Raw genomic sequence first — 26,351 nt, 5'->3', positions numbered from 1 at the left:
AGTAAACAGTGGTTAGTGGTTAGTGGTTAGTGATTAGTAGACAGTAGGCAGTAGGAAGTAGACGGTAGACAGTTGACTGTCTTTTTGCGTCATCCTGACGACCGAAGGGAGGAAGGTCCAGTGACTGTTTGTAATTGGTAGGAAGTAGATTGTCTTAGATCAAATTGCGGCCTTTAAGGTCGTCCATGAGCGATTCCGGCATCCAATTCTTTTGCTTTTCAAATTCCGGGTCTTTGAGTTTTTTACGCTGTTCTTCGGCCTTGGCATCATTGCCCGCATCGTGGTAAATGCGGATAAGATTCAAGACAGAGCACCAATAGCGAATGGATTTTCCGGTGCGTTCCATATATTTGGATGCACTTTGTTCGTAAATACCGGCAGCTTCATCATAGCGTTTGAGTCTGTAGAGCATGTCCGCCTTGATTTGAAGCATAATCGGATGATTCGGAGCTTTTTTAAGCCCACGTTCAGCAAGTTCCAGCCCCTTTTGAAAATCTTTGCGGTCGTAATGAATCCAAATGAGCGGAGTCAAGAACAGCGGCCAAAAACGATTCGACTTGAGGGACGCCTCATCAAGCGTTTTAAGGTACGATTCACGGTTATCCGATTTAAACGGAAGCCAGCCCAAGCTGTTATCCACGAAATAAGCATAGACGGCATAAAACGCCTGCGCCTCCAATTCCGGGGATTCTTCGAACATTTTCGCCGCCGAACGCGTTTGCATCGCGCCCTTGACGGAATGGCCCGTTTCTAAAAGAACGTACCCAATTTCGTAATTGCGGAGAGCATCCCAAAGCCCATCGGTCTTGCAAGATTCCAGATTTTTAGCGGCAACCTTGAGCGAAGCCGTATCGCCCTTGTCGTCGTACAAGCTGATATGAATAATGTTCTGGAAAAGGCAACCCACGCCATCATTTTCAAGACGAAGTTTGCGTGCCAAATTAAACGCCTCGACATAATCGAGTTCCATCGTCTTTTGCGTAACCTGTTCTGCAAGCGCATTTTGCGTCGGGGTAAGTGCAAAAGAAAGATTGTCGGCAAAGGACATGCCAACTGCAATTAAAAGCGATATCAATAGTCTTGAAAACATTGTAAAAATAATTTAGAAATTTTTGATGAAGCTCACCACATTCCATTTTGGAATATGCTAACACTTGTTTATTAATGTAAAAAAATATATAAATACAATAGATGTTAATAAGAACTAAACATTTTATTAACAGCTGTTGGCTACTTTTTGACGTTAAGTGGTTGAATATCGGGAAGATATAACGAATTGGAATGAAAAAATTTTGAGATTGGGTGTAGGTTAAACATTTTTTATGGAGGCTCCCATGAAGTTGCTCCACAAAACACCGGCTGCGGCACTCTACTATCTGTTCCATCCAGGTTTCCAAACCTTCAAGGAACGGATTAAAGACGAACTGACTTCGAAAAGCAGCGTTAATCTCGAAGATGTCATGGATGACTCGAACCTTTACGCCTACTACCAACAGGGCGAATCGGCAGATTACGTAGCAGCCTATATCGCCGCATGCTGCTAGGATTTAGAACTAGAAACTTGAGGAATGCAAAGGGTAAAATGAAATCACACGAATGGGTTCGTAGCTAACGCTACCCACTAAGAAATTGTGTGTGTGTGGAGAAAAGACCCTGTGGCTTATGCCACAGGGTTCTTTTTTATAGTAAACATAATAAGAATTATCTCAATTTAAAAAAATGCCGGAATAAATCCGGCATGACAGACCTTAACAGGAAAATTTTAATGTCGTTTACTATAAAATGATACTTTTCCTAAGACCTAAAACCTAGCACCTATCAACTACTTCTTTTTCTTGGACTTGGCTTCTTTAGCGGCAGCGTCTTGCCTTTCGCAAGAAGTCACGACTTCGAACTTGCCTTTGTTCACGGTCACGATTTTCGTGTTGGCATTTGCGCCGCGACGGAACTTGATGTCTCCGTAAATTCCTCTAAAGTCCTTTGTCACATTGATGAAATGCGTCATGTCATCTTGCGAGTCCCTGACAGCGTTAAAGGCCGTGAAGATGATGTTTGCGGCATCATAGCTGAGTCCGCTTACTTTATCTTCACCAGGTTCAACACCCCAGCGTGCAGTAAAGTCCTTGACGAACGACGTATAGCCGACATTTCCTTTGTTCATATCAAGATCCGGGACGCTGAAATAGGAACCATCCACAAGACGCTTGCCCTGAATCAAAAGTTCACGACCGTACCAGCCGGATGTTCCGAGATACGTGCCAGTAACTTTATGGAATGCAGCCTGGCTCACCATGGCGCCAGCATCTGCCGGGTTTGTCGCAGGAATAAAGAGACCTGGAAATTCAGCATCGGCATCGGAGAGGTAAGCCTTGCGGTTCGTTCCCGATGCACCGAGGTCGCTTACGCCCTTGGCAATGTTACGGCGGCGGTTTTCACGATTGAAGTAAACATCGCGCATAATGTTGAATTCCGTCTTGTAGTCCGGGCGGCCTTCTTCGTAATTGCGGAAAGCGAAAACTTCTCCGCCACGGCGTTCAACAGCACGTGTAAAGGTTTCAGACATCGCCGTACCGAAATCGCCCAGCGGGCTCATCACGCCAAATTCACGAATGTCCAAGCACTTGATGGCGAAGTCCGCGATAGTTTGCGCAAGAATGTCCATTGTAATATTGACTTGGAAAATGTTCGGGCCGAGTTTCGCAATCCCACCGTCAGTCGCCGTCGGGGTAAGCATCGGCACGCTCTGGAGGTTCGCTCCAAGCCATGCGGCCACAGCCGTCGCCGGGGCACTCATGATGGGGCCGATAATTGCGATGACGCTATCTTGATTGACAGCGCGCTGCGTACGCATGATTGCAATCGCCGCATCGGCGTGCGTGTCCTGGAAACGAATATTGACCTTGTCCTTGAGTCCGGACTGTTCGTAAGCGAGAAGCGCACCCTGAACCGCAGCGGCACCAAATTCGGCATAATCGCCGGAAAGCGGAGCCAGGACGAGAATCGTCGGAAGTCCTGCGCCCAGGCCTTCAAGCGCGTTGAGTCCCTTCTTCGCGGTGCTTGTCAAACTTTCAGAAGTACTGCTCTTGAGAACCATCTTGTACCAATACCTTGCGGCACGGAAACGCTTTGCATTTTGGCACTCGCGCCCAATCTGGAGTTCAAGCCAACCCATGACATCGCGATCGACGGGATACTTTTCCAAGAGCGCCTGGAGCTGGTCTGCGTTCAAGAGGGAAGCGGCGAGCGTCTGGATGACGACATCTTTCGCACGCGACCTTGCAGCCGGGTTCGTCGAATAGGAAAGCACACGGAGCATGGCTTCGACACCGTCGAACACGGAACCCTTTTCGACATCGATTATGGCACGGGCAATTTCCATGAGTTCACGGTAGGCGGACTTCACATGGTATTCCAAGAAACGTGAAGCCACATCGTATGCAGCGTCCTTCTTGCCAGAGCGGAGATAGCATTCCGTCAACATGACGGCAGCTTTTTCGCCATCCAACTTGCTGAAAGAAGAACTGTAAACCTTTTGAAGCGACGCAATCGCTTCGGAGCAACGGCCACCCTTGACCATCGGCTTCACGCGATCGACTTCGCTTTGGGCGAATGCCGCAGTAGAAAGAAGAGCGACTAAAAATAGGGGAAACAAGCGATTCATAATTAAACCTCGCCAGCCTTACTGAAAGCTATCGGCGGCCTCCTGCACGACAGCATGTTCTTTCTTGATTTGCTTCTGGAGCGATTCGGGGAGCTTGGACCAATCGACGACATCGACGCGGAACGGAAGTCCGCTTTCCACAAAGGCCTTTTCCACCGAAGTCATATCATCAAGGGCTATGGGGGCATCCGAGATGACAACCAATTCCAGTTCCGTATCCGGGGTCAAATCAACGCCCGTAACACGCGTACCATAAGCCCAAACCTGAAAACCCTCAAAATGGAGTCCAAGTATTCTCTGTACTGTTTCCAGTTGATCTGATTCTAAACAAAGAGTCATAGTTCACTAAAATATAGTTAATGTATTTTGACACTCAGTGACATTACGGCGCAACAGGCACAAAACGGAGGAACCAAACCTCGGTTTCGCTACCGATGCGGACTGGCGGCCCCCAGGAATCGACTCCGCTGGAGACAAGCCACTTGATTTGGTCAAGTTCGCCAAGACCGTATGCGAGGCGCCAAACCCAATTAATGATGACCGTTCCCGGGAAAAACTGGCCGTTATGCGTGTGGCCAGACATGGCAAAGTCAGGACGACGGCCGGGATGTTCCGGTTCAATGCCGCGAGGCTGGTGGTCGAGGAGCAACCAAGGAATTTTTGCAGCATCAGTCGGTGGACGCAAGTCAAAAAGCGGTTTGCGTTCGACTTCGCGGATTTTCGCGACATTGTGGTCATTACGGCCGGTAACACAGGCCAAAGGCGTACAGACCGTAGAATCCTCCAGCACGATAAAGCCGTTATCTTGCATCCATCCCTTGAAGTTGTTGCCTTTGTGTTCGAGGAAGCCTTCGTGGTTGCCGTTCACGGCGATTGCAGCCACCTTGGCCGTCGCCGCAAGCTTCTGCACCAAGAAGTCATATTCCCACGCTGAAAGCGTCGAATCCACCACGTCCGAAAAGTCTCCGCCGAACAACACAAAATCCGGGTGGAGGCTGTCACTCACATGCACAATGCGTTCCATCTTTTCGCGGCTGAACAAAGGATCAATGTGGAGGTCACTAAAAAATACTGCCGTAAATTCACGCTCCGTCGGAACAGCCACCTTAAATTCACGGACCTTGAAGTTCTCGTTGTTGCCGACGCCAATCGCCACGAACACAATCGTCATCACGATCGAAACAAAAAGCAAAAGCCTCGACACCGAAATGACGATGCGGCGATCAATCGGTTTCTTCACCACGACACGGCGAATACCGCGAGCAATCCACCAAAGAATATAAAGGAAAAGAGCTTCGCAAAGCCAAACAGAAAAGAACGACATGCCGAGCGAGGCGATATAACTTGTTCGAAGCTTTAAACAGACGGAGAGGACAACAATCGTAAGCCCAGCAATGATGCTCCCCTTGATTCCTGGAGCCACGTTCCTCACATTCATGAACAGGAACAGCACGCCGAAAATGAGTATAAACAAAAAAATCATATCAGCCTTGCCTGTATAAGTGAAAGAACATTGCGATGAACTTCTTCGGGCGTACGGTCTGCATCGACAACGGTCACAACGTCGCTGTAATCGCGACCAGCAGCCAAATAGCCTTCGCGGACGCGTTCAAAAAATTCCGCCTTTTCGCTTTCGAGACGGTCGGGGGCGCCACCGCGATTTGCCATGCGCTTGCGGCTCGCTTCGACAGTCAAATCCAGCACAATCGTGAGTTCCGGGAAGCAACCGCCGCATGTGAGTTCCGTGAGGCGTTGTACTTTGTCTGCACCAAGGCCACGAGCATAGCCCTGGTAAGCAAACGTACTCCATGCAAAACGGTCCGCAATAACGATGTTCCCCGCATCAAGCGCAGGTTTAATGATTTCGTGAATGACTTGAGCGCGGGCGGCATTGTACAGCAGAAGTTCTGTATCATCTGCCATGATTCCCTTGAACGCAGGGTCGAGCAAGAGTTCGCGGATACGCTCGGAAATTTTTGCGCCGCCCGGTTCACGCAAACGCACGACCTTGTGGCCAGACGCTTCAAGGGCAGACACCAGCAAGTCGATTTGCGTCGATTTGCCGGAACCATCAATGCCCTCGAGGCTGAAAAATTTCTTCGCTGTTTGCATGGCTTCGCAGTGGTTAGTGGTTGGTGGTTAGTGGCTAGGGCACCTTCGGTGCAGTAGGCAGTAAACAGTAGGCAGTGGCTAGTGGTTGGTGGTTAGGAATTGCAAATAAAAGCATCTTGATATCTGCAACACTGTTTACAAACCACTTGAAAATCCTGTTTACTAACCACTAATCACTGTTTACTATTCCACGTCCTTGCCGTGGCACTTCTTGTACTTGAGGCCTGAACCGCACCAGCAGAGGTCATTGCGACCGAGCTTTGCACCGGCTTGCTTCTGCGCACGCTTGACGGCGGCTGCAAGTGCCGGATTCATGACACGATTCGGACGAGTTCCCGGAAGTGCGCTCTGCGACATCGGCTGATTTTCGGCCTGATCTTCGGAAAGCGCATTCGATTCAGAAGAGGCGGCTTGGCCTGCGAGGCCCGCAGCCTTTGCACCGTCTGCACTCAGCTGTTCGGCGGATTCCTGAGACGGCTGCGCATCAGCGGATGTCCCTTCGGCAGGCTCACTTCGACCCTGCTCAGTGCTGGCAGGGACCTTATCGGTTGGTGAGCTTGTCGAACCATCAGCAGCTTGGCGTTCGGCATCGATCTGTTCCTGACTCTTGAGCTGCAGCTGGTCCGGAGAGACCGTTACGCCGTTCGGGAGCGTGATGCGGATGTTCAAAATGCGAAGAGCCGTGAGTGTTGCAATCTTTTCGAGGCAGCTTTCGAACATCTTGAAGCCATCGTTCTTATAGACCATCAGCGGATCCTTCTGGGCGTACCCGTGGAAGCGGATGGCATCCTTCAGCTGGTCCATGGCGTACAAGTGTTCCTTCCACACCTGGTCAATCGTCATGAGGAGGAAGCGGCGTTCAATATTGCGGAAATCGGTATCCGGGATAATCTTCGTGAGCTTGTCGTAACGAGTCTTGCAGAGGCCGATGATTTCGTCGAGCACCTGTTCCGGAGTTTTAGTCACGGCATCTTCAAGCGTCAGGTTGTATTCCATGCCGAGCGTGCGCTGCAAGTCCGTATGCAAGTCTTCGAGCTTCCACTGTTCCGGATAGCTCTTCGCCGGAATGTAGGCGGAAACCTTGATATCGCAAGCGTCTTCGATGCGGTTCATGATTTCGTCGCGGATGTCCTCGCCGTTCAAGATGCGGCGGCGCAGCCCGTAAATCACCTTGCGCTGCTCGTTCATCACGTTATCGTAGTCGAGCAAGTGCTTACGGATATCGAAGCTCTGGCTTTCGACGCGGCGCTGTGCACCACGGATGGAGCGGGAAACAATCGGGTGCGTAATCACTTCGTCTTCGCCCACGCCAAAGCGGCTCATCAAATTCTTGACGCTGTCGCCACCGAAGATACGCATCAGGTTATCGTCGAGGCTTAAGAAGTACTGGCTAGAACCCGGGTCGCCCTGACGGCCAGAACGACCGCGCAACTGGTTGTCGATACGGCGGGATTCGTGGCGTTCCGTGCCGAGCACGTGCAAACCGCCGAGTTCGGTCACTCCCGGTCCAAGCGCAATGTCGGTACCACGGCCAGCCATGTTCGTCGCAATCGTCACCTTGTCCTTGTAGCCTGCGTACTGGATGATTTCAGCTTCGCGGCCATGGTTCTTGGCATTCAAAACTTCGTGCGGGATGCCTTCTTTTTCAAGCATGCCGTGGAGAATTTCGGACTTTTCGATGGAAGCCGTACCCACGAGGAGCGGCTGGCCCTTGCTGTGGCGTTCCTTGATTTCAGCGACAATGGCACGCCACTTGGCATCTTCGGACTTATAGACCAAGTCCTGCAAGTCCTTACGGATGCACGGCTTGTTGGTCGGGATGACCCACGTGTTCATGTTGTAAATCTTGATGAATTCCGTTGCTTCGGTTTCAGCCGTACCGGTCATGCCCGAAAGCTTCTTGTACATACGGAAGTAGTTCTGGAACGTAATCGTCGCAAGTGTCTGGTTTTCACGGCGTATAGGCACACCTTCCTTCGCTTCGATGGCCTGGTGGATACCGTTCGAATAGCGGCGGCCTTCCATCAAGCGGCCCGTGTTCTCGTCAACGATGATGATTTCGCCGTCACGGACGATGTAATCGACATCCTTTTCAAATAAGTACCAAGCACGGAGTGCGTTATCGAGGAAGTGAACCCAGTCGGCATGTTCGCCGTAGAGGTTCGTAATGTGCATCAAGTCCTGGATGTGGAGCACGCCCTTTTCGGTGAACTGGATGTTCTTGTCCTTTTCGTCAACGGAGAAGTCCTTGTTGCGGACGAGCTGCTTGGAAATTTCGTTTGCCTTCGCGTACTTCTCAGTAGCGTCTTCGGCCGGACCACTGATGATGAGCGGCGTACGGGCTTCGTCGATCAAGATGGAGTCCACTTCGTCAACGATACAGAAGTTGAGTTCGCGCTGCACCAGCTGGTTCGGTTCTACAGCCATGTTGTCGCGGAGATAGTCGAAACCAAATTCGTTGTTCGTACCGTAAGTCACGTCGGAGTTGTAGCTTTCGCGGCGCTGTTCCGCATCGAGACCGTTGATGATGAGGCCGACCGTAAGGCCGAGGAACTTATAGACAAGGCCCATTTGCTTTGCGTCACGGCCAGCGAGGTAATCGTTCACCGTCACCACATGCACGCCATGGCCTGTAAGACCGTTCAAATACACCGGGAGAGCAGCAGCAAGCGTCTTACCTTCACCGGTAGCCATTTCAGCGATGGCACCTTCGTGGAGAACGAGACCGCCAATCATCTGCACATCGAAAGGCAACATGCGGAACGGTTTCACGGATTCCGGATAGAGTTCGCGAACCTTGGCGTAAAGAGCTGCCGGGAGATAGACTTCCCATTCGTTCTTGCCACTTTCGAGTTCAGCCTTGGCCTTGTTGGCAGCTTCTTCGAGTTCAGCGCCCAAGCGGCTGAAGTCAAAGCCGAATTCCGGCTTGAAAATGTTGAAGATACCCAAGCGGCGGTCGCACGCTTCGCGGCAAACGGCAAACGCTTCGACCTTGATATCTTCGAGCGTGGAACCGTTATTGAGTTTTTCGCGGAATTCCGCACTTTTGGCAGCAAGGGCCGCATCGTCCAGTGTTTCGAGAGCCTTGCAGGCTTCGTGAATTTTCGCAATCACCGGGCGGAGTTGCTTCACCTTACGTTCATGAGGTGTACCAAAAATTTTATGGAGTACTGTATCTACAATGCTCATGTCTATCCTTTATAATTGCTATGGGAGTACCCACAGCTCAAGATTAAAAATTAAACGTGGTTAAAATTAGCAAAAGACGTGCCAATTTATTTTTGTTTCAAGATGAAATGTAGGCTAATCGCCTAAAAACCAATTTTTTTGTTGTCTGAACAAACATTTTCTTGATTTAATTTACTTAAAGAGAAAAATCAATATATATATTAGTTACATGAAGAATTTGCATTTCGTAAAAAGCTTTTTTATGATCGCGGCGGGATTTCTCCTTGCTGCACCCCTGAACGCACAGGTCACTGACGAAGAACTTGCCAAACACCCCGAATTCACGTCCAGCAATTATCTGGTATATCCAGAACCTGTAAATATCAAATACACTAAAGTTCCCGCAGGCTACAAGCCGTTCTATATCAGCCATTACGGGCGCCATGGCAGTCGTTTCCACCACGACGCCGACGAATACAAGTACCTCTACAACACACTTTCCAAGGCCGATTCCGCAGGCAAGCTCACCGAACTCGGCAAGCAAGCGCTCGCATACGCCAAAGTGCTCGCCACCAAAGCCGCCCCGCAAAAAGGCGACTTGACACAAGTGGGCGTCCACCAGCACGAAGGCATCGCCAAGCGCATGTATAAAAACTTCGCAGAAGTATTCAAGGACTGGAGCGTCGCCGGCAAAAAAATCACGCCGCACGTCAAGGCTTACGCAAGTACCAGCGGGCGCTGCATCGTGAGCATGGCCGCGTTCATGGGGGAACTCCGCGCACTGAACCCGAAAATCAAACCCGAGCTCATTTCCGGCAAGAGCTACATGAATTTCATCAGCGCCTTTGACTGGGGCAAGCTCGACTACTCCAAAGTCAAGACTTACACCGACGAAAGCGACAAGCTGTGGAAAAACGTAAACCCGCAACCATTCCTAAAAAAGCTCTTCAATGACAGTAATTATGTTGTAAATAATTTTGAAGCAGACAAATTCTATAACCGTTTCTTCGAAATTGCGACATCGCTCCAAGGCATGGACAAACCGCTCCTCGACGAAATCACGGCCAACGCCAAAGTGCCCGCCGACAGTTTCGTGAACATCTTCACGACCGAAGAAAAGATTGCCCGCTGGAAAGCCCAGAACGCCTGGTGGTACAGCCTCGAAGGCACAAGCCCGCTCATCAACAGCCCCAACGGTCTCAACTTCGCAAAGCCCACCCTACAGAACATCCTTGACGAAGCAGATGCAGCCATCGCCGCCGACACCACGCGTGGTTCAGCACCGATTGCAGCGACACTCCGATTCGGCCACGACGCAGCCCTTCTCCCGCTTGCCGCCCTCATGCAGTTGCCAATCGCAAACGCCAAAGTCTCGGACCTCTCCAAGCTGCACGAACAGTGGAACGACTTTAGAATCATCCCGATGGCAGCAAACCTTCAGATGGTATTCTACAAGGCTCCCAAAAAGCCCATCCTCGTAAAATTCCTCTACAACGAAATCGAACAGATGCCCGGTATCGAACTCGAATTGCCAAACCCTGAACATAACGCAGTCAAGATTGCCCACGGCACCTACTACTATTGGAACGATGTCCGAGAATTTTACAGAGCCATCCTCAATAACGAAAAAGCCATCCGCCATTAGTCATTTATCATGAATAAAGTTGTCGCACTCATTTTCAGCCTTGCCGCTTGCACACCGCTCTTTGCCGCTCCTAGTGCCGCACCCAATGGAGCGTCTAAAAACGCGACAACTAAAAACGCCGCCGTAACTGATATTGTCAATACATTAGTCAACGAAGGTGTACAATTCCACGAACAAGGTCAATACGACGAAGCCATCGCCAAGTACAAGCAGGCCGAAAAGAAGGCGCCCAAAAACGCACTCGTCAAATACGAGATGGCATTCTCGTACCACGCCAAGCACGAAATGGACAAGGCGCTCTCTTACGCCAAGGCCGCAGCAAAACTCGATACGAGAAACATCAACGAAAACCTCTACAGCCTGATGGGCACCATCTACGACGAAAAGGGCATGCCCGATTCCGCCCTCGCCGTCTATCGCAAAGGCTTCGAGAAAGAACCGAACTCGTTCAACATTCCCTACAACGCGACCATCACCTACATGCGCCAAAACAACGCCGATAGCGCTTATGCCTGGGTCAAGCGAAGCATCAGCAACTCCCGCATTCACGAAGGTAGCTATTACTATGCAGGGTTCATCGCAAGCTTGATGGGCAAATGGCCGCAGTTCTACGCCTATTCGATGTACTCGACGTTCATCACCAAAAAAGACGAAATCATCCGCGACAACCTTTCGAGACTTTACGGCAAGACAAAATATCTCGTCCAAAAAGAAGGGGACGAACTCAAATTGAACTCCCCGAATGTCAAGCAGACCGGCAGCGATTCCACCGTGAACAACGAATTTCTCCTTTCGCTCCAGACCATGTTCGCGACGGATTCCATCGGGGCCCGCAAGCTCTACGACAAGGATTCCACCTCGGCACAGCAAACCGAATTCTTAATCTACATATTGGAAAAAAGCATCAAGCTCATCGCCTTTACCGACGAAATCGACGACCCGATACAGAGATTTTACCAGGGACTGATCCATAACAGGCTGGTAGATGCGTTTATCTACACTATCTGCGAACCCATTGACCGCCCGACATTCGCCCAGTGGCTCATCAAGAACAGGAGCGAACAAACTCGCCTCTACCAATGGTTCAACAAAGAATGGCTGATGCTGTAATTTATTTATGATAATGAGTGCCGCAATAGGCAATATATATGGCACTTCCATCAGATTCTACTTTATAGACAATTCTATGAAAATCATCTATACGGCGACTCCAATATCCTGTCAAATCATCTTTTAAAGCTTCTGGTTTTCCAAGACCACTAAAAGGATTGCGTTCGATATCCTTAAGTAATTCATTGGTCTTTTTCAAAAGCTTCTTATCACTTTGCAAAGCTAAATAGTCATTCCATGCCGCATCCGACCAATTCTTTTGCATTAATCATCCTCAATCAAATCGTGAGCTTGATAGTGACCGGCTTCAATTTCAGCGACAGACTTTCTAAGATATGCAAGATTGGATTTGTTCCAATAAGGGTCAGAACTTCCCTTTATGTCAAAAGGAATTCGATTTTCACGCAGCGTCATCTTTGCAAAAAGATTCACTGCCGCAGACGGAGTCAAGCCAACGGACTCGCAAAATGCATCAAACGCATTTTTCACTTCATCATCCATGCGAACACTAAGTGTAGCCATAAAACTCTCCTTTCATAACACAATATATATTTTTTATTGCACATTGTCACACATTTTATAGACATTACCACACTTTTCATCTATTTCAACATCATTGATTCAAAATTCCATTATTTTCTCAGTAAAATTTTTATGTTTGATACATACTCAAGGAGCTTTTATGCGTTTTTACGTTCCCACAGACATTTACGTTGAAAAAAATTGCGTTAAAAACCACGCAAAAGATTTGCTCGCCATCGGAAAACGCGCACTAGTCATGACCGGTCGCAGTTCCGCCGCTGCAAACGGCTCATTAATCGACGTGACCGAAGTCCTGAAAGCAGGGGAAATTCCATTCCAAATTTTCAACGAAGTCGAAGAAAATCCGTCAACGGACACAGTGGGGAAAGCGCTGCAAATCGCCCGCGATTTTAACGCAGACTACGTCATCGGCATCGGGGGAGGTTCCGCTATCGATGCCGCGAAAGCCGTGGCTCTGCTCCTTAGCAATCCAGACCTACACGCGGACGAACTCCACAAAGTGCCTCAAAATCCGCTGGACCACGTGCCAGTCGTAGCCGTCCCGACCACTTGCGGCACAGGCTCCGAAGTCACCCCCGTCGCCATCATCACGAACCGTAAGATAAATCTCAAAAAAAGCATCCCGCACGTCATTTTCCCGACACTCGCCCTCGTCGATGGGAAGTACCTCGCCTCCGCAAAAAAAACGCTTATCGTGAACACCGCCGTCGATGCGCTCGCCCACATGGTCGAAAGCATCCTCAACGTCAAATCGAACACGCTCAACCGCATGTGCCCGGAATACGGACTCAAGCTCTGGGGAGAATACAAAGACACCCTCCTTTCCGATAGCGATGTAGATGAAAGTTTATACGAAAAACTCATGTTTACATCCACAATTGCCGGCATGTCTATCGCACAAACGTCAACCGCCGTGCCGCATGGCATGAGCTACGACCTCACTCTCCACGCAGGCGTTCCGCACGGCCCCGCCGTCGGCTATTTCCTTGCCGCCTATACCGAAGTCTGCGCCAAGTTCGTCCCTCAAGACGTCGCAAAAATCCTCTCGCTTTTGCAATTACAGAACATCGGCGAATTTTACGAAATGCTCCGCCACCTCATCGGCACATGCACCGTCACCCGCCAAATGCGTGACAATTTCGCCGCCGCCATGAAAGTGAACCACTCCAAGCTCGATCTCGTCCCCGGCAGCATCACCGCCAAAGACATCGACTACATCTACGAAAAATCGTTAGTGGTGGAATAAGAACTCTTCAACTGTCATCCCGTCCTTTCCTAGCTGTCATCCCCGCGAAGGCGGGGATCTCCTTATACCCTCCGAAATTTGTATATTATTACACTGAAAAACAAACGGTCAACCTACTGGAACCCACATGAAAAAAGCCCTTATCATCACAGCCGCCGTTATCCTCCTTATCATCCTCATTGTCGCAGTGAAAGGCGTCAGCGCTTACAACAACATCATCGCCCTCGAAGAAGGCGTAAAAACGCAGTGGGCACAAGTCGAAAACACCTACCAGCGCCGCTTTGACCTTATCCCGAATCTCGTCAGCACCGTGCAAGGCGAAGCCAACTTCGAAAAAAGCACCCTCACCGAAGTCATGGACATGCGCAGCCGCATGGGCGGAACCGTCAAGCTCGACGAAAGCCTCATGAACGACGAAGCCGCCCTCAAGCGCTTCCAGGAAATGCAAGGCAGCCTCAGCGGAGCTTTGCAGCGCCTCATGGCCGTCTCTGAAAACTACCCTGACTTGAAGAGCAACAAAAGCTTCCAGGAACTCCGCGTGCAACTCGAAGGCGCCGAAAACCGCATCGCCGTCGAACGCAAACGCTACAACGAAACCGTCAAGGAATACAACACCACCATTCGCCAGTTCCCCACAAACCTCGTCGCAGGTTTCGCAGGCGCAAGCCCCAAGGCACTCTTCTCCGCTGACGCCGGCGCAAGTACAGCACCGAAAGTCCAGTTTGATATAAAGTAGAATAGGTATTAGGTTTTAGGGGTTAGGGATTAGGAACGTCATTCTGGAGGGCAACGCCCGATAGGATCCAGTAAAATCTAGACGCGCTAAAAGCATTTTAAAAACGGTCATCGTGAAGCAACGCGATGACCTTTTTTTGAACTTCTCTAATCCATATTAGCGAATTAGGTGATTTTCCCGCTTTTCCAACCATTTTCAGTGCATTTTTGCCCGTTTTTCCAACTTTTTATCAAAAAGCCCTATTTTTTAAATCCTTCATTATCGAGACATGCTTATTCTTATTCAGCTCATTGTGCAGTTCGACAAGCTTCTTGCTTTTTTGCCAATTCCTTAGCTTCATTGATTTCGTTGACCAACTGCTCTGTAGTGGGCAGATACAATTTATATTCACTGGCAAGGATAGTTTTATTGTTTTCGGGCAATGTCATTTTCACCACAGAGTCATTCTTGCCTGCGCACAGGAGAATGCCGATTGTCGGATTTTCATCGGGAAGCTTTTCAATGCGGTCATGGTAATTCACGTACATTTGGAGTTGTCCGAGATCTTGATGCGTGATTTTGCCCGTCTTGATTTCAATAATCACAAAACAGCGAAGCAGCCTGTTGTAAAGAACGAGGTCGATGAAAAATTCATCGTCTTCAAGCATAATTCGCTTCTGCCGAGCAATAAAGGAGAATCCCTTGCCCAGTTCGAGCAGAAATTCAGTAATGTGTGAAATTATTGCACCTTCCAAATCGCTTTCATAAAAGGCTGGATTCTTTTCTAATCCAAGAAATTCCAGAACCATCGGATCCTTGATAACCTCTTGCGGAGTTTCAGGGAAGCGCTCCTTGCGAGCAACCGCCAATACGGCTTCCTTGTCGTTGCTGAGCAAAAGACGTTCGTACAGTTGGCTGTTAATTTGGCGTTCAAGTTCGCGACCGTTCCATGCATTGTTCACCGCCTCAAGTTCGTAATATTCACGCTTGTCGGAGTCGGAAATAGCAATAAGCATCTTATATTGAAACCAATTCAATTGCGTCCGCAATGCGGACGCAATTGGGTACAACAGAAAAAATTGACGAGCACGTTCAATTTGGCGAACACCAAACCCACTCCCATATTCAACTTCCAGTTTTTCAGCAAGCGACTTCACGATATACGCTCCATAATCAGCACGCTTCTTGCCATGCTGCTCTTCTTCGAAAATCCGCTTGCCAAGATTCCAATACATTTGAACACGGCAGAAATCGACACTCCTAACTGCATTTTTCCGTGCAGTTTCGATGATTTGCTTGGCGTCTTGAACCAACTTAGCCGAGATAACTTCTTTAGACTTCATATAGCCTCCATTAGCCGATTTTGCGGCTGGTTGATGTGAGAGGCGTCCCCTAAATATCACTTACTTCTACAAGTAACTTGCTTTTATCATCAATCCACTTTTGAAGTGAGTCCTTAGTCTTGCTCGCATCAATATAATCCGAAAGAGCCCAAGAAACCCGTCGCAGCAAATCGTTACATAAACGGTTACGTTCGGCAGCAAGGGCCCTGCGGCGTTCAAAGAATTTGCGGATGAAGGAAAACATAGATTACTTTTTGGGCAATGGAATCGCTATTTTATAAAGCCCTTCAAAAGCCTTTATTTCGTCGCATTGGCTAACGATAGACGCATTTTTATCAAATTCATATTTGCAAGAACAGGCTTTTTCAGCGACAACATTCGGCAACTCCCCATTGTCATTTTCTTCTACTTGTACAACAGGGTAAACAATCACACAATCCGGCAAAAATTTGCCTTTCTTGTCAGCTATATTCGCGTTCCATTTTAAAACTTTAAGAATTTTCTTATCCCTTGCATAACCGCTAATTTCTCTCACATCTTCGGTTATGCCAATATCACCTTTTTTATAGCACGGCTTATACTTCGCGTCAAGAATGATCTGTTCTTTGACATCAATATAATCAACCTGCGTCTTGTGTGATCCCTTCACCTGGAATTTAATCTGGTCGCCATAAGCCTTGCGGAGCAGACTCAACACATACATTTCATAAAGGCGAGGCATATCTATACAGAATGGTCGTACACTCTGCGCAGTTTCCGAAGCGTTGTCAATGGAATAATCGAAATGCCGAAGAATCAGTTTCGCGACCTTGATAGCGGATTCATAATGGCGGAATATCTTGCCGGCATTGACCTTTGCAACTTGAGCAATCGTTACGTCTTCAGAAACATTCTCGAAAGCGGAACCAATCATTGACAACTGTGGAGTCAATTCTTGCAAATGGCTTTTGAAACTATCGTATTGATTTATAAACCGCACAGAGAACGACAAAGCCTTTTTGAGAATCCTGTTCTCTGGAATATCTTCCGTGAATTCCTGAAATCGGCAAAAAACACGGTCTTCACGCTTGGCGAAAACATTTTTCGTCAAATGCCTTTGCAACAGGATTCGCCCACGGATTTTGGACTGCAAGTTTTCTTCCCGAACGACATAGCCCTTCTTGAGTCCCCTTGAAACAAGGTGCCTGAGCAGGGAGATGTAATGCAGAATAAGAAGCGGCGTGATTACATTATCCAAGGCATTCGTCTTAATTGCAGGCTTTTCAAAATCAATGTAATAGTAATTAGAGAAATATGCAGCCTCATTTTCGGAATTCAGTTCCAGCGCCGTCATGAATAACTTGATATAATCAACTTCCACTTTGGGCTTTACGACAAAAGCACACTTGTCTTTTATGAACCAAGAGGCACCAATATAATAATGGGCTTTTAGGTTTTCTCCGTCTTTGACAATACCGAGGTATTTGACATCTTTAATAGATTTGATATTTGGAATACTTGACGGAATATTGGAAAAGCCACCCGATGACATCATCGCATCGAATTCAGCCTTTTCCGCACATCCGCAAAGGCCATCATGCTCTGTAAATGGAAATACTGACATTATGAATTAGGCGAATCAGATTCTTTCTTTTGCCATGCTTCTACAAATTTGGCATAGTCCTTCTTTACATCCGCAATTTCATTACCAGAATCATCCTTCAATGGGGACATGCTGATGATTCCGTCTTTATGATACTCCATCAGAAGTGGCAGGATTTCATATCGCCATTTCATTTTCAACGAATCTTCGTTAGCAGTCATAAAGTAACTATGGCCAACCATCAAGTCTTCGATGTCCATGTCGTACTTAGATTTATTTAGGAAGTTTTTCACGGCATTGAATAAATTCCGAGCGTTTCCTTCGGGAACCTTATTTTCATCCGCTTCCAGAGTCACAAACGCAAATCGACGGCGCACGGCATAGTCAATTGAACCAACGCTACGGTCTGTTGTATTCATCGTACCGATGATATAAAGGTTCGACGGAACAGAGAAAGATTCCTTAGAATACGGGAGCGTTACAGTAAGAGGATGGTCCCCGCCAATACGCTTGTCAGCTTCCAACAAAGAAATCAATTCGCCGAAAATCTTGGAAACGTTACCACGGTTGATTTCGTCAATAATGAGGACGTAGTTCTTTAATTCGACTTTTTCTGTTTGCGTCGAAGCCATACTACCATTAGCCTCTTCAAACGCCTTCATTTTTTTGAACAATTCATAATAATAGATGGCATTTCCATGATACAAAGATTTACTTTCATATTTGGGTTTTATATCCTCATATGATTTGATTTCGCCATTTTTAAATTTTTGATAATCTCGTTGTACCATATCTAGCGAAAGTGATTGGTACGGACTATCAACAGTTCTTGATATGGAGATTGATTTGGCAGAACCATCACTTTTACGAAACACATCTCTAATCTTTAAAATGCTATGAGGTATCAACTCTATGCCGTCATTTTTTAATAAATCTTCTTCTAACTTTGAACAGAATTTTTCAAAAAGGATTTTTGTATCGGTTTCTGATTTCAATTCCTTGTCGGATTTTTTGCTATCCTCATAATTTGTCAAAGCCAAATCTTTAATCTTTTTAAAGATTCCATCCTCAATATCATAAATTACGCCATCGCCTTTTTTCTGGGGTTTAATACCTTCAACGAAATCTTCATAATCCAGCGATTGATGGAATGTTGTAAATGCAATTTGGCCTTCCTTTTGAAGCTCTTCATAGCGAGCCATAACAAGGGCATGATCGTCAAAAGCGTTGAAATTAGGGTCCACCATAGATAAAGCTAAAGCAGCTGTTGCATATGTCTTTCCTGTCCCCGGCGCTCCTTGAAGAATAATGTTCTTTTTCTGTTCAAGTAAGCGTTTGTTATCCTCTCGCATTTTATCAGCCTCCGTTCTATTTGTCGCAAAGTGTCCGTCAAGTTCCTTTATTTTCCCTTTAGCCCATTCAGATTTAACGCTGAAAATTGAATGTACCGAAAGTCCTCCCGCTGCATCTTGCACGCCAGAATTGCTCACGGGATTTTTAGGACAGAAAGATTCCCATCTTTCAACATCTATAAATTGACTCCAATCAGAATTGCACCCTTTGTAATTCTGTTCGTAATACGCGCTACAATCATCGTAAGCAATAAAGCCTTCTTTGGCAGGATATGTATGCACTCGCTTTTCTATAATCTCCTTCAACGAGGCCTTCGCAATAACATTCTTAGGGCTCTCTTTAACAACTCCATATGCATACAAAGCACCTCCATTATCCAAAATAAGAATATCACCTTTATGAACCTGTTTTGCATTTCCTAAGTTTATTGTAACTGCATTTGCATACTTTTCATGATCATATCTCTGCTGCATTCGCCAATGATTATGAATGACTGATTCTGCAAATATTTTTGGTGCATCTGTAATTTTTGCAATGAAGTATTGCTGTTCTTTTGTATCGTTCTTATCACCTAAATATTTACCAAGAATACTTTGCTTAATTTTTTCAATTTCTTCTTCTTTTAGAAAATTGTTATCAACAAGTTCTTTAAGAAAGAAACGCAGACAATCGTCTTTTCTCGTTTCACTCTGCTTGAAATAATACGATACATATATTGCGTTAGCCCCGCCCCTCGGATTATTAGATGAGCTTTCATATTGAAGAAACAGTTGCTTCTCTTTTATTCGATATAAGTTATAACATTCTGCATCATAATATTTAGACAAGGATTCATCTTCTGTTATTACATTACAGAGTTCTTCTTCGCTATCGCAATTAAAGAAATCTTTTCCATTTCGATACAAAGCGAAAGCATATACAATGTCTTCAGGACCAATCGGACTAGAATTTTTCCAACCTGTTTGACAGTATAAGTCAATACTACTCAGGTGTTTTTCGGATTCAGAATCTTCAAATTTACAGAGATTCACCCAACACGACTCTACTTCATTAGCGGGAGCTTCTATATCTCCATTCTCTAGCTCTTTTTGGAAAAGATCTTTATAAAATGAGCTTAAACTATTTTTTAAATCATTCAGGCTAATCATATTAATCTCCGCAATTTTCCACAAAAATACATAAACATCTTTCTCATAGGTGCCGAAATTGTCGATTTTGAAGCAATACGACCAAAATCTGGGAATTTACCCTTCCAGTGCGCGTAATTGGCCCAAATATTGTTTATTTTTGAAACGCTTTCTCATTTTCTAAATCGAAATCTTGTTTTTTATAAAGAAATAATGTAAATTTTGAGAAATTCTCTCAAAATTCAAGGATGTAGAATTATGCTTTTATCGTTTACCGTCGGCAATTTCCGTTCCTTTAAAGAAAACAAGACCTTTTCTTTGAAGGCAGCCTCCATCCAAGAACATAAGGAGTTCGTCCGGGAAGACAACAACTTTAAACTGTTGCCGTCTGTAGCTATTTATGGCGCGAATTCTAGCGGCAAAAGCAACTTGATCTCAGCTATAGGAATGATGAAAAAGGTTTTGCTTTCTTCCGTGAAGACAAATCCGACAGAAGAACTGAAAACCGATCCTTTTAAACTGGACGAACTTTATTTGCAGAAGCCAACTTTTTTCGAAGTTGTATTTACATCGGACAACAATACCTATAAGTATGGCTTTGAATACAGTCCAAAGAAAATTAATGGCGAATGGCTGTACATCATAAAAAATGATCACGAAAAGATTCTCTTTATTCGAAACAATGAAGGAATCGGCGTGACAAAAGATTTTCCTGAAGGAATAGGCAAAGAAGAATCCACTGCAGACAACCGCCTGTTTTTATCCCTTGTGACACAGCTGAATGGAAAAACTTCACTATCTATAATGAAATGGTTTGAAGATTTGAGAGTCACCTCCGGCGTAAATGATTCAAGTTTTAAAATCTTTTCATGCAATTACTTATTCGCAGATGACAAAACTTCGAATCAAGCAAAAGCATTTGTCACCAATATGGATTTAGGATTTTCAAACATTCAAAAATCTGAAATAGGTCTTAAAGAATATCTTCTAACCGAAGCTCACGCTGAAAGTGAATTGAGAAATATTTTGCCAGAAGATTTAAACGAAGCCAAAACTCCTACAATAAAAACAGGACACATGGTTCATAAACTAGACGGTTCCATCAAGGAAATGTTCTTTTATAACGACGAAATGGAGTCGGAAGGGACGAAAAAAATCATCAATATGTCCGGACCGATTATAGACACTCTTGAAAGGGGAGGACTAATCGTTGTTGATGAATTTGACGCCAAACTGCATCCTTTGCTTACTAAGAAAATCATTGAAATATTCAATTCTCCCGAATCAAATCCGAATAACGCGCAATTAATATTCGCAACACATGATACAAATTTGCTCAGTAACAAAATTTTCCGCAGGGATCAGATTTGGTTTGCAGAAAAAGACAGAAACGACGAATCAACAGACATTTATCCACTAAGCGATATCAGAGAACAGAACGGCGACAAAATCCGCAACGATCGTGTTTACGAAAAAGACTATATAAATGGTAAATATGGTGCAATCCCCTTCTTAAGGAGTTAGGATGAAAAAACTCTCGTTAAAAGAAATTGCACAGGAAGAAGAACTACACGCTAAACGAATTGAGCAGGAATCGCAACCCAAAGAGCGATTCGTAAAGCTCACGTTTTTGATTGCAACCGAAGGCACGCAGACAGAGCCGAACTATTTCAACGCGCTTAAAGCGGAACTCGAAAAATCGAACCGATTCAGTATCAACATTTCCGTGCAGGGCAAAGGGAAATCAACGACCGCTCTTGTCGGAAAAGTTCATCGACAAATAAAATACAACCACCAGGAATACGACCGCGTCTGGGTAGTCTTCGACAGAGACGAATTTCCCGATTTTGACGAAGCCATCCAACAAGCCGCAGAACACAAAATCAATTGCGCGTGGTCAAACGAAAGTTTTGAACTTTGGTTGCTACTACACTTTAAAGATGTTTCAACAAGTACAAATCGCAAAGATCTCTGCGATTTGCTAGAAGCCGCCATCCGCAATGAATTGCACAAAACCAATTCTGAAGCTCTTTACGACTATTCCAAAGGTGATTCCCAAATTTACGAGCATGTAACAAAACTCGGCAATGAAGCGGATGCATTTGCACGGGCCAAAACGCTTAGAAATAATTTCAAAGATTCAACAAATACGCCGAGATCACAAAATCCTTGCACACACGTCGATGAACTTGTATTTGAATTGAGAAATCCGGAATTGACGGCAGAGAAAGTTCGGGAAGAAGAAAAGACCGGAAGCTCAGGCCACTAAAAGGTGAACAAAATGCTTTTAGATAACGATCCACTCGGTTTATATAGCATCGACATCAAATATGAAGGTTCGACAAGTGCGACTCAATACTGTATTGACGACTTTATGAGGCTTCTCTATGGGAGTCGCAAAATTGTGGACATGACAATCCTGACTTGCGAAAATTATCACGCTCTTATGCTATGCTTTGAAAATCAGGATTACATTGTCTTTATCAAAAGTGGATTAACATCAGGTTATCCAGGCACAGGTCCCAAGGGGACATCACTTATCATCCGCCTTGCCGAAGAAGCTGGAATTATCATTAAGGAAATGAAGGCGGCACCTTCGCTATTCAAGAGAATCAATTCCTCTCGTGCCACAGTAAAAGATGTGGAATTCATCAAAAAGAATAGCAAGGAAAGTCTTGATTACGACCGTCTTTGCCTAAAGAATGTCGATAAAAAATATATCCAACAAGCGAAGGATTCCTTCAAGAAGGACAAGGATATCATTTTCGTTAGGGCCGAAGACGAAAAAACAAAAGACGCTGTTGAGATTGACAGGGCTAAGGCATTAAAGATACTGCAAGAAATTCACGATGCCGTAATCAATTCAAAAGGTTCATCACTTTTGTCCGACTTTGGGAACGCATCATCTATTTTATCACTAATTAAAAGTTTTCTATAAATTATCATGCATTTTTGCTTCAGCGCACTTACTCATAAAAAAATATTGTATATTTCTGCAAAAAGAGGAACCAAACATGAAAAAAAACTTGCAAGAAAGTATTACTGGTTTTAAACAACTTAATCCAACCGCCCAAAAACCACCACAAACACAAGGAATATCTACAAAAGCCAGCGTTGAGGGGTTTAATAAACTTAATCCAATTAACAACACTTCTAATCAAAAGAAGTAATATTTGCAATGAAAAATAGTATTAAATTCTGCTTACTAGAAGTAAGCGAAAACACATCCTCACATAGGGAGGATTGCCCCAAACAGGGATCTTCTATTGATGAACAAAAGCACCTTGCATGGTTTGAGCAAGGAATCTCTGCATGGTTACAAACAAAAATGGAACATGACAAAACCATGCTTACCATTTCATCAATTTTAGTAGGATTTATAGCAACAATTTATGCTGCTTTGATAAAAAATCCAATGAATCATTTTCAATTTACCATCATGTTGATTTCAATAATTAGTTTCGTTGTGTGTATGATAACAAACGCAATGATTTTTAATAGAAATGCGGATTATCTCAAGGCCTGCTTATTTGAAGCAGATGACTCCGACATAGACACGTATGAAAAAAAATTGTCAAATTTTGATTCCATTTCTAAGTGGTCTTTCATTATAGGAATAAGCGCATTTGTTACTTTTATTTTCTTTTTAGGATTTTGCTCAATCCAGGTAAAATGCCTTTCAACTTAAAGCCACCTATATTTCACAAAAAAGGACATTTTTATGACAGAGAAAAAGGTATTAAATCAAGATAGTAATGGAAATTTTGGCAACCACAATTCAAATGGACAAACAAATTCAAATAAAGTAAACTCAACATGCTATAGTTATGGGGGATTCAGCAAACTCAACCCCAAAAAGAAAACAAAATAATTTTTCAAGACCATACATTCTACCCTTTCGGCATCGCTTGGTAAATTTTCCCGTTTAACAACTTTCCGTTTGCCTTTTTAGAACGGCGAACGCCGTCAACGCCCCATGTTCCCCACTGTTTAAAGAAAAATGCAACTTTCTGTTCCAAAGCCTGCCTCTGGATATTTTCAACCCATGCCTTTTGCATCGGTCTCGCCTTAGGGCCGCTTTCGCCACCGACAATAACCCAGTGAATACCATCAAGATTTATCTTACCAAGATCACTCAGCAACGGCTCACATGAAAGAAAGCGAACTTTTGCGTTTATCTTACGTAATACTGCTATACGATTTTTACGAGCGGCATTTTCAACGGTCACTCCAATCCATGCATTATCCGGCACACTTCGAGTTTTAAAATACTCCTCCATTCGTTCCGCTCTTTTTGTTAGTATTTGAAAACGATGGTTCGTTGCCTTTTTGATTGTTTTGAAAACCTCGTCAATAAAAGTAAACGGAACCTTTTCATTAAACAAGTCGCTCATGGAACATACAAAGATATTGCTGGGTGAACGCCAATGAAGAGGCTCATCTAATGATTCTTCGTGTACTGTAACATCAAAACCATTTTTATACTTATCAAGCCCCATATTCTGCAAACGCAAAGACATTGTTGCCGCATAACAATTTGCACAGCCTTCAGATAAACGGTCACACCCTGTAACCGGATTCCAAGTCTGATCAGTCCATTCAATTTTTGTAGTCTTCATCTAGATAGCCTTGATATAAATTTTTTCGGTTTTATCATCGTCAAGGTAGAACGCATTCTTTCTTAATTTTTTAGATTCGTCGCATGCACAAACTTGAATCTTTCCTTGTTCTACAAATTTTCTCAATGCCGCATTACCATGTTTAGGCAGAGAGCCATGTTCATAACAAAAATTACGGACCTCTATATTCGTTTTAGAACCAGTCTTTAAATAAAACATCAACTTATCTTCAAGAGAGTCTCTGAAAAAAGATTCCAAGAAAGAAACTTGATCATTTTTATTCCTTTCATAACCAGTTCCCTCTTCTCCATCAATTTCCCATTTCGTTTCGACAAATTTTTCCAGACCTTTGCGGTTATTGGAAAAATAAATCAAACAATTATGTCCTTTACCAGAATTGTCTTGAATGATAAAACTATCAACAAATAAGCCCAACTTTTCTCGAAGCGTATCAAGAATGCTGCGAACAAAGGCAACATCACTTCCTATCATAGATGGATTTGGTACAGATATAAAATCATCTAAGAACATTCTTATAGCTTTATAATCTTCGTCCTTACTTTTAAAACGATAAATAAAGGATACAGGCAAAAAGAGCAAAAGTTCCGTATTTCTATCATTCAAAATAGCCTTTATGTCATCCAAATGAATGCCCTTATAACCGAAAGGATCTATAAAGAAGAATCTCTTGAAATAATTATGATTTTTGTGTTTTGCAATTATTTTAGGAAGTAACTCCGAATAGTCCTGATTTTGAACATTCACCTCTACCCAGGATTGTTTGGGAGCCTTATGTTCATATACAAGTTGATTGAGCTTTTGGCATTTTTCAGGATTCATTTCGTTAAAGCAAATTTTTACTTGCAAGTCATCCAAATATGTTTGAGAAAGATAGTCCAATAAAATCATGGGACTTCCAGGATTTCCCATTTCGTCTTGTCCAGGACCAGCGAATAAATCTGCTATATAGACGGAATTCTTTGTATTCCACGTTTGCTTATAGGCCTTACTCAACACCTTAAGGTATTTTGTTATATAGGCCTTATAAATACCAAGCTTTGCCTTGGTTGAATCGTTAAATTTGTCAAAGAATTCATGCATACAAACCTATTTGTAAAATTTCTTCCAAAAATCCTCTTTTAACTTTTTAAAAAGATAGTTTTTCGTTTCTGCACCTAGCGGGATTCCTAAAAGTAAACTTTTGATTTCCTCTTTTGAGCCTAATATTTTAGAGATATTTTCACCTTTAATTTTATTACATTTTTGAAGTCTTTTTATTAAATCGACTAGTTCTGCCTGAAAACAATTATATGATTCATCTAATTTAAAAGCCATTCTCGCATGATTTATTTTAATTTTTTCAACACCTTCACAATCCACTTTTAAGAACAATTTAATATTTCCATAAAAATTTTTTCTTAAAATAATTTTATCAATATCATCCTGTTCTTTATCCTTGACAGTAATACGAAATACAGCGTTATTATCAAACCCGCAAACATATGGATTAAACAAGGGCCATTCTTTATCCGCCTTCAAATGATTGCAATTATAACAAGATGGGACCATATTATAAACTGAGCAAGAAAAAATGGGATTTTCTGCTTTTGGGAAAAAATGATCTATTTGCGGTTTAATTCCTTCATTATTTGAAGATACATATATATATTGAGCATTGCAATATGGACAAGTAGACACCTTCAACAAATCAATAAATTTTCTAGAGCACCAATTTGCACTATCTTCGCAAAATGAATCATAACCCATAAATTCCAAAATTTCTTTCCCCATACTAATTAGGAATTTTTCGTATTTATTATGCTTTCTTTTTGACAAAATTGACTTGCTGATATGCAAACAATCGTATTTTAATTTCAACTCTTCAAGACGAGAAAAATTTCCAACAACAACATCATCCAAATCTTTCAAAAATTCCTTGGATAATTTGGAAGGAAATTTTGAATATCTATTTTTATATTTTTTTTCAAAAACATCTAGTTTTGCAACTAAGGACATCTCTCTATTTTTTGTTCTGCCTTTTTTTACTGAAATTCTTCTTGCGGCAATAAACGCAAGGTGTTTAGATTTAATCGTACTTATATTCGGAGAAATATCTATGTGCATCAT

Annotated in this window: 26 protein-coding genes; 11 read left to right on the top strand and 15 right to left on the bottom strand. The window is 44.2% G+C overall.

Annotated elements, in window-relative coordinates; translation table 11 throughout:
* Positions 1 to 154: 154 nt before the first annotated feature.
* Positions 155 to 1,048 carry a hypothetical protein gene (locus tag IKG78_RS03430; RefSeq protein WP_290939324.1) on the bottom strand — a complete coding sequence of 298 codons (894 nt, stop codon included), beginning with the start codon at positions 1,046 to 1,048 and terminating at the stop codon, positions 155 to 157.
* A gap of 286 nt (positions 1,049 to 1,334) precedes the next feature.
* Between IKG78_RS03430 and IKG78_RS03425 the strand changes: the two genes are divergently transcribed.
* Positions 1,335 to 1,544, top strand: coding sequence for a hypothetical protein (locus IKG78_RS03425; protein WP_290939320.1), 210 nt, complete (start codon positions 1,335 to 1,337; stop codon positions 1,542 to 1,544).
* Between the two features lie 278 nt (positions 1,545 to 1,822).
* Here the strand turns inward: IKG78_RS03425 and IKG78_RS03420 are convergent, their stop codons facing one another.
* From IKG78_RS03420 to secA, 5 genes are all read right to left on the bottom strand, one after another.
* On the bottom strand, positions 1,823 to 3,661 hold the full coding sequence (locus IKG78_RS03420; protein WP_290939316.1) for a penicillin-binding protein activator: 1,839 nt from the start codon (positions 3,659 to 3,661) through the stop codon (positions 1,823 to 1,825).
* A gap of 18 nt (positions 3,662 to 3,679) precedes the next feature.
* Positions 3,680 to 4,000: a nucleotidyltransferase domain-containing protein gene (locus IKG78_RS03415; RefSeq protein WP_290939312.1), complete on the bottom strand. Its 321-nt coding sequence runs from the start codon at positions 3,998 to 4,000 to the stop codon at positions 3,680 to 3,682.
* Positions 4,001 to 4,043: 43 nt separating this feature from the next.
* Entirely contained in the window at positions 4,044 to 5,144 is a 1,101-nt protein-coding gene (locus tag IKG78_RS03410) for a metallophosphoesterase (RefSeq protein ID WP_290939308.1), read from the bottom strand.
* Positions 5,141 to 5,773, bottom strand: a complete 633-nt coding sequence (gene tmk, locus IKG78_RS03405; protein ID WP_290939303.1) for a dTMP kinase — start codon at positions 5,771 to 5,773, stop codon at positions 5,141 to 5,143. The genes IKG78_RS03410 and tmk overlap by 4 nt, the downstream gene beginning before the upstream one ends.
* Before the next feature lie 183 nt (positions 5,774 to 5,956).
* Positions 5,957 to 8,962, bottom strand: coding sequence for a preprotein translocase subunit SecA (gene secA / locus IKG78_RS03400; protein WP_290939298.1), 3,006 nt, complete (start codon positions 8,960 to 8,962; stop codon positions 5,957 to 5,959).
* A gap of 208 nt (positions 8,963 to 9,170) precedes the next feature.
* On the opposite strand from secA, the gene IKG78_RS03395 reads away from it, so the two are divergent.
* Together IKG78_RS03395 and IKG78_RS03390 are read left to right on the top strand one after the other, a co-directional pair.
* Complete coding sequence (locus tag IKG78_RS03395; protein ID WP_290939295.1) at positions 9,171 to 10,586, top strand: histidine-type phosphatase; 1,416 nt, start codon at positions 9,171 to 9,173, stop codon at positions 10,584 to 10,586.
* Positions 10,587 to 10,595: 9 nt separating this feature from the next.
* Complete coding sequence (locus tag IKG78_RS03390; RefSeq protein ID WP_290939292.1) at positions 10,596 to 11,696, top strand: tetratricopeptide repeat protein; 1,101 nt, start codon at positions 10,596 to 10,598, stop codon at positions 11,694 to 11,696.
* Position 11,697: 1 nt separating this feature from the next.
* Here the strand turns inward: IKG78_RS03390 and IKG78_RS03385 are convergent, their stop codons facing one another.
* The gene (locus tag IKG78_RS03385; protein ID WP_290939289.1) at positions 11,698 to 11,961 is read right to left on the bottom strand and encodes a Txe/YoeB family addiction module toxin; all 264 of its coding nucleotides are present in this window, start codon (positions 11,959 to 11,961) and stop codon (positions 11,698 to 11,700) included.
* Positions 11,961 to 12,218 carry a type II toxin-antitoxin system RelB/DinJ family antitoxin gene (locus IKG78_RS03380; protein ID WP_173567884.1) on the bottom strand — a complete coding sequence of 86 codons (258 nt, stop codon included), beginning with the start codon at positions 12,216 to 12,218 and terminating at the stop codon, positions 11,961 to 11,963. The genes IKG78_RS03385 and IKG78_RS03380 overlap by 1 nt, the downstream gene beginning before the upstream one ends.
* Before the next feature lie 160 nt (positions 12,219 to 12,378).
* On the opposite strand from IKG78_RS03380, the gene IKG78_RS03375 reads away from it, so the two are divergent.
* Positions 12,379 to 13,485: an iron-containing alcohol dehydrogenase family protein gene (locus IKG78_RS03375; protein WP_290939284.1), complete on the top strand. Its 1,107-nt coding sequence runs from the start codon at positions 12,379 to 12,381 to the stop codon at positions 13,483 to 13,485.
* A gap of 127 nt (positions 13,486 to 13,612) precedes the next feature.
* Positions 13,613 to 14,221 (top strand): LemA family protein, encoded by a 609-nt coding sequence (locus tag IKG78_RS03370; protein WP_290939281.1) that lies wholly within the window; start codon positions 13,613 to 13,615, stop codon positions 14,219 to 14,221.
* A gap of 287 nt (positions 14,222 to 14,508) precedes the next feature.
* Here IKG78_RS03370 and IKG78_RS03365 read toward each other — a convergent pair whose 3' ends face one another.
* From IKG78_RS03365 to IKG78_RS03350, 4 genes are read right to left on the bottom strand one after another with little or no spacing between them, the layout of a single operon-like run.
* Positions 14,509 to 15,543: a PDDEXK nuclease domain-containing protein gene (locus IKG78_RS03365; protein WP_290939278.1), complete on the bottom strand. Its 1,035-nt coding sequence runs from the start codon at positions 15,541 to 15,543 to the stop codon at positions 14,509 to 14,511.
* 49 nt (positions 15,544 to 15,592) lie between these two features.
* Entirely contained in the window at positions 15,593 to 15,787 is a 195-nt protein-coding gene (locus IKG78_RS03360) for a hypothetical protein (protein ID WP_290939275.1), read from the bottom strand.
* A gap of 3 nt (positions 15,788 to 15,790) precedes the next feature.
* On the bottom strand, positions 15,791 to 17,146 hold the full coding sequence (locus IKG78_RS03355) for a hypothetical protein (protein WP_290939272.1): 1,356 nt from the start codon (positions 17,144 to 17,146) through the stop codon (positions 15,791 to 15,793).
* The gene (locus IKG78_RS03350; RefSeq protein WP_290939269.1) at positions 17,146 to 19,626 is read right to left on the bottom strand and encodes an AAA family ATPase; all 2,481 of its coding nucleotides are present in this window, start codon (positions 19,624 to 19,626) and stop codon (positions 17,146 to 17,148) included. Before IKG78_RS03350 ends, IKG78_RS03355 begins: the two co-directional genes overlap by 1 nt.
* 237 nt (positions 19,627 to 19,863) lie before the next feature.
* Between IKG78_RS03350 and IKG78_RS03345 the strand changes: the two genes are divergently transcribed.
* The 6 genes from IKG78_RS03345 to IKG78_RS03320 all read left to right on the top strand — a co-directional run bounded on the left by IKG78_RS03345 (position 19,864) and on the right by IKG78_RS03320 (position 23,476).
* Positions 19,864 to 21,129 carry an ATP-binding protein gene (locus IKG78_RS03345; RefSeq protein ID WP_290939267.1) on the top strand — a complete coding sequence of 422 codons (1,266 nt, stop codon included), beginning with the start codon at positions 19,864 to 19,866 and terminating at the stop codon, positions 21,127 to 21,129.
* 1 nt (position 21,130) lies between these two features.
* Positions 21,131 to 21,874: an RloB family protein gene (locus tag IKG78_RS03340; RefSeq protein ID WP_290939264.1), complete on the top strand. Its 744-nt coding sequence runs from the start codon at positions 21,131 to 21,133 to the stop codon at positions 21,872 to 21,874.
* A gap of 12 nt (positions 21,875 to 21,886) precedes the next feature.
* The gene (locus IKG78_RS03335; protein ID WP_290939261.1) at positions 21,887 to 22,543 is read left to right on the top strand and encodes a hypothetical protein; all 657 of its coding nucleotides are present in this window, start codon (positions 21,887 to 21,889) and stop codon (positions 22,541 to 22,543) included.
* Between the two features lie 76 nt (positions 22,544 to 22,619).
* Positions 22,620 to 22,775 carry a hypothetical protein gene (locus IKG78_RS03330; RefSeq protein WP_290939258.1) on the top strand — a complete coding sequence of 52 codons (156 nt, stop codon included), beginning with the start codon at positions 22,620 to 22,622 and terminating at the stop codon, positions 22,773 to 22,775.
* 8 nt (positions 22,776 to 22,783) lie between these two features.
* On the top strand, positions 22,784 to 23,293 hold the full coding sequence (locus IKG78_RS03325) for a hypothetical protein (protein ID WP_290939255.1): 510 nt from the start codon (positions 22,784 to 22,786) through the stop codon (positions 23,291 to 23,293).
* 33 nt (positions 23,294 to 23,326) lie between these two features.
* Positions 23,327 to 23,476, top strand: coding sequence for a hypothetical protein (locus IKG78_RS03320; RefSeq protein WP_290939251.1), 150 nt, complete (start codon positions 23,327 to 23,329; stop codon positions 23,474 to 23,476).
* A 19-nt stretch (positions 23,477 to 23,495) separates the two neighbouring features.
* On the opposite strand, the gene IKG78_RS03315 is transcribed toward IKG78_RS03320, so the two are convergent.
* From IKG78_RS03315 to IKG78_RS03305, 3 genes are read right to left on the bottom strand one after another with little or no spacing between them, the layout of a single operon-like run.
* Positions 23,496 to 24,224 (bottom strand): phage Gp37/Gp68 family protein, encoded by a 729-nt coding sequence (locus tag IKG78_RS03315; RefSeq protein WP_290939248.1) that lies wholly within the window; start codon positions 24,222 to 24,224, stop codon positions 23,496 to 23,498.
* On the bottom strand, positions 24,225 to 25,325 hold the full coding sequence (gene tcmP / locus IKG78_RS03310) for a three-Cys-motif partner protein TcmP (protein WP_290939245.1): 1,101 nt from the start codon (positions 25,323 to 25,325) through the stop codon (positions 24,225 to 24,227).
* A gap of 6 nt (positions 25,326 to 25,331) precedes the next feature.
* Positions 25,332 to 26,351 carry a hypothetical protein gene (locus IKG78_RS03305; RefSeq protein ID WP_290939242.1) on the bottom strand — a complete coding sequence of 340 codons (1,020 nt, stop codon included), beginning with the start codon at positions 26,349 to 26,351 and terminating at the stop codon, positions 25,332 to 25,334.

The sequence above is a fragment of the Fibrobacter sp. genome, from assembly GCF_017545445.1.
Classification (GTDB): Bacteria; Fibrobacterota; Fibrobacteria; order Fibrobacterales; family Fibrobacteraceae; genus Fibrobacter.
This window is presented reverse-complemented; position numbering and strand designations above follow the sequence as displayed.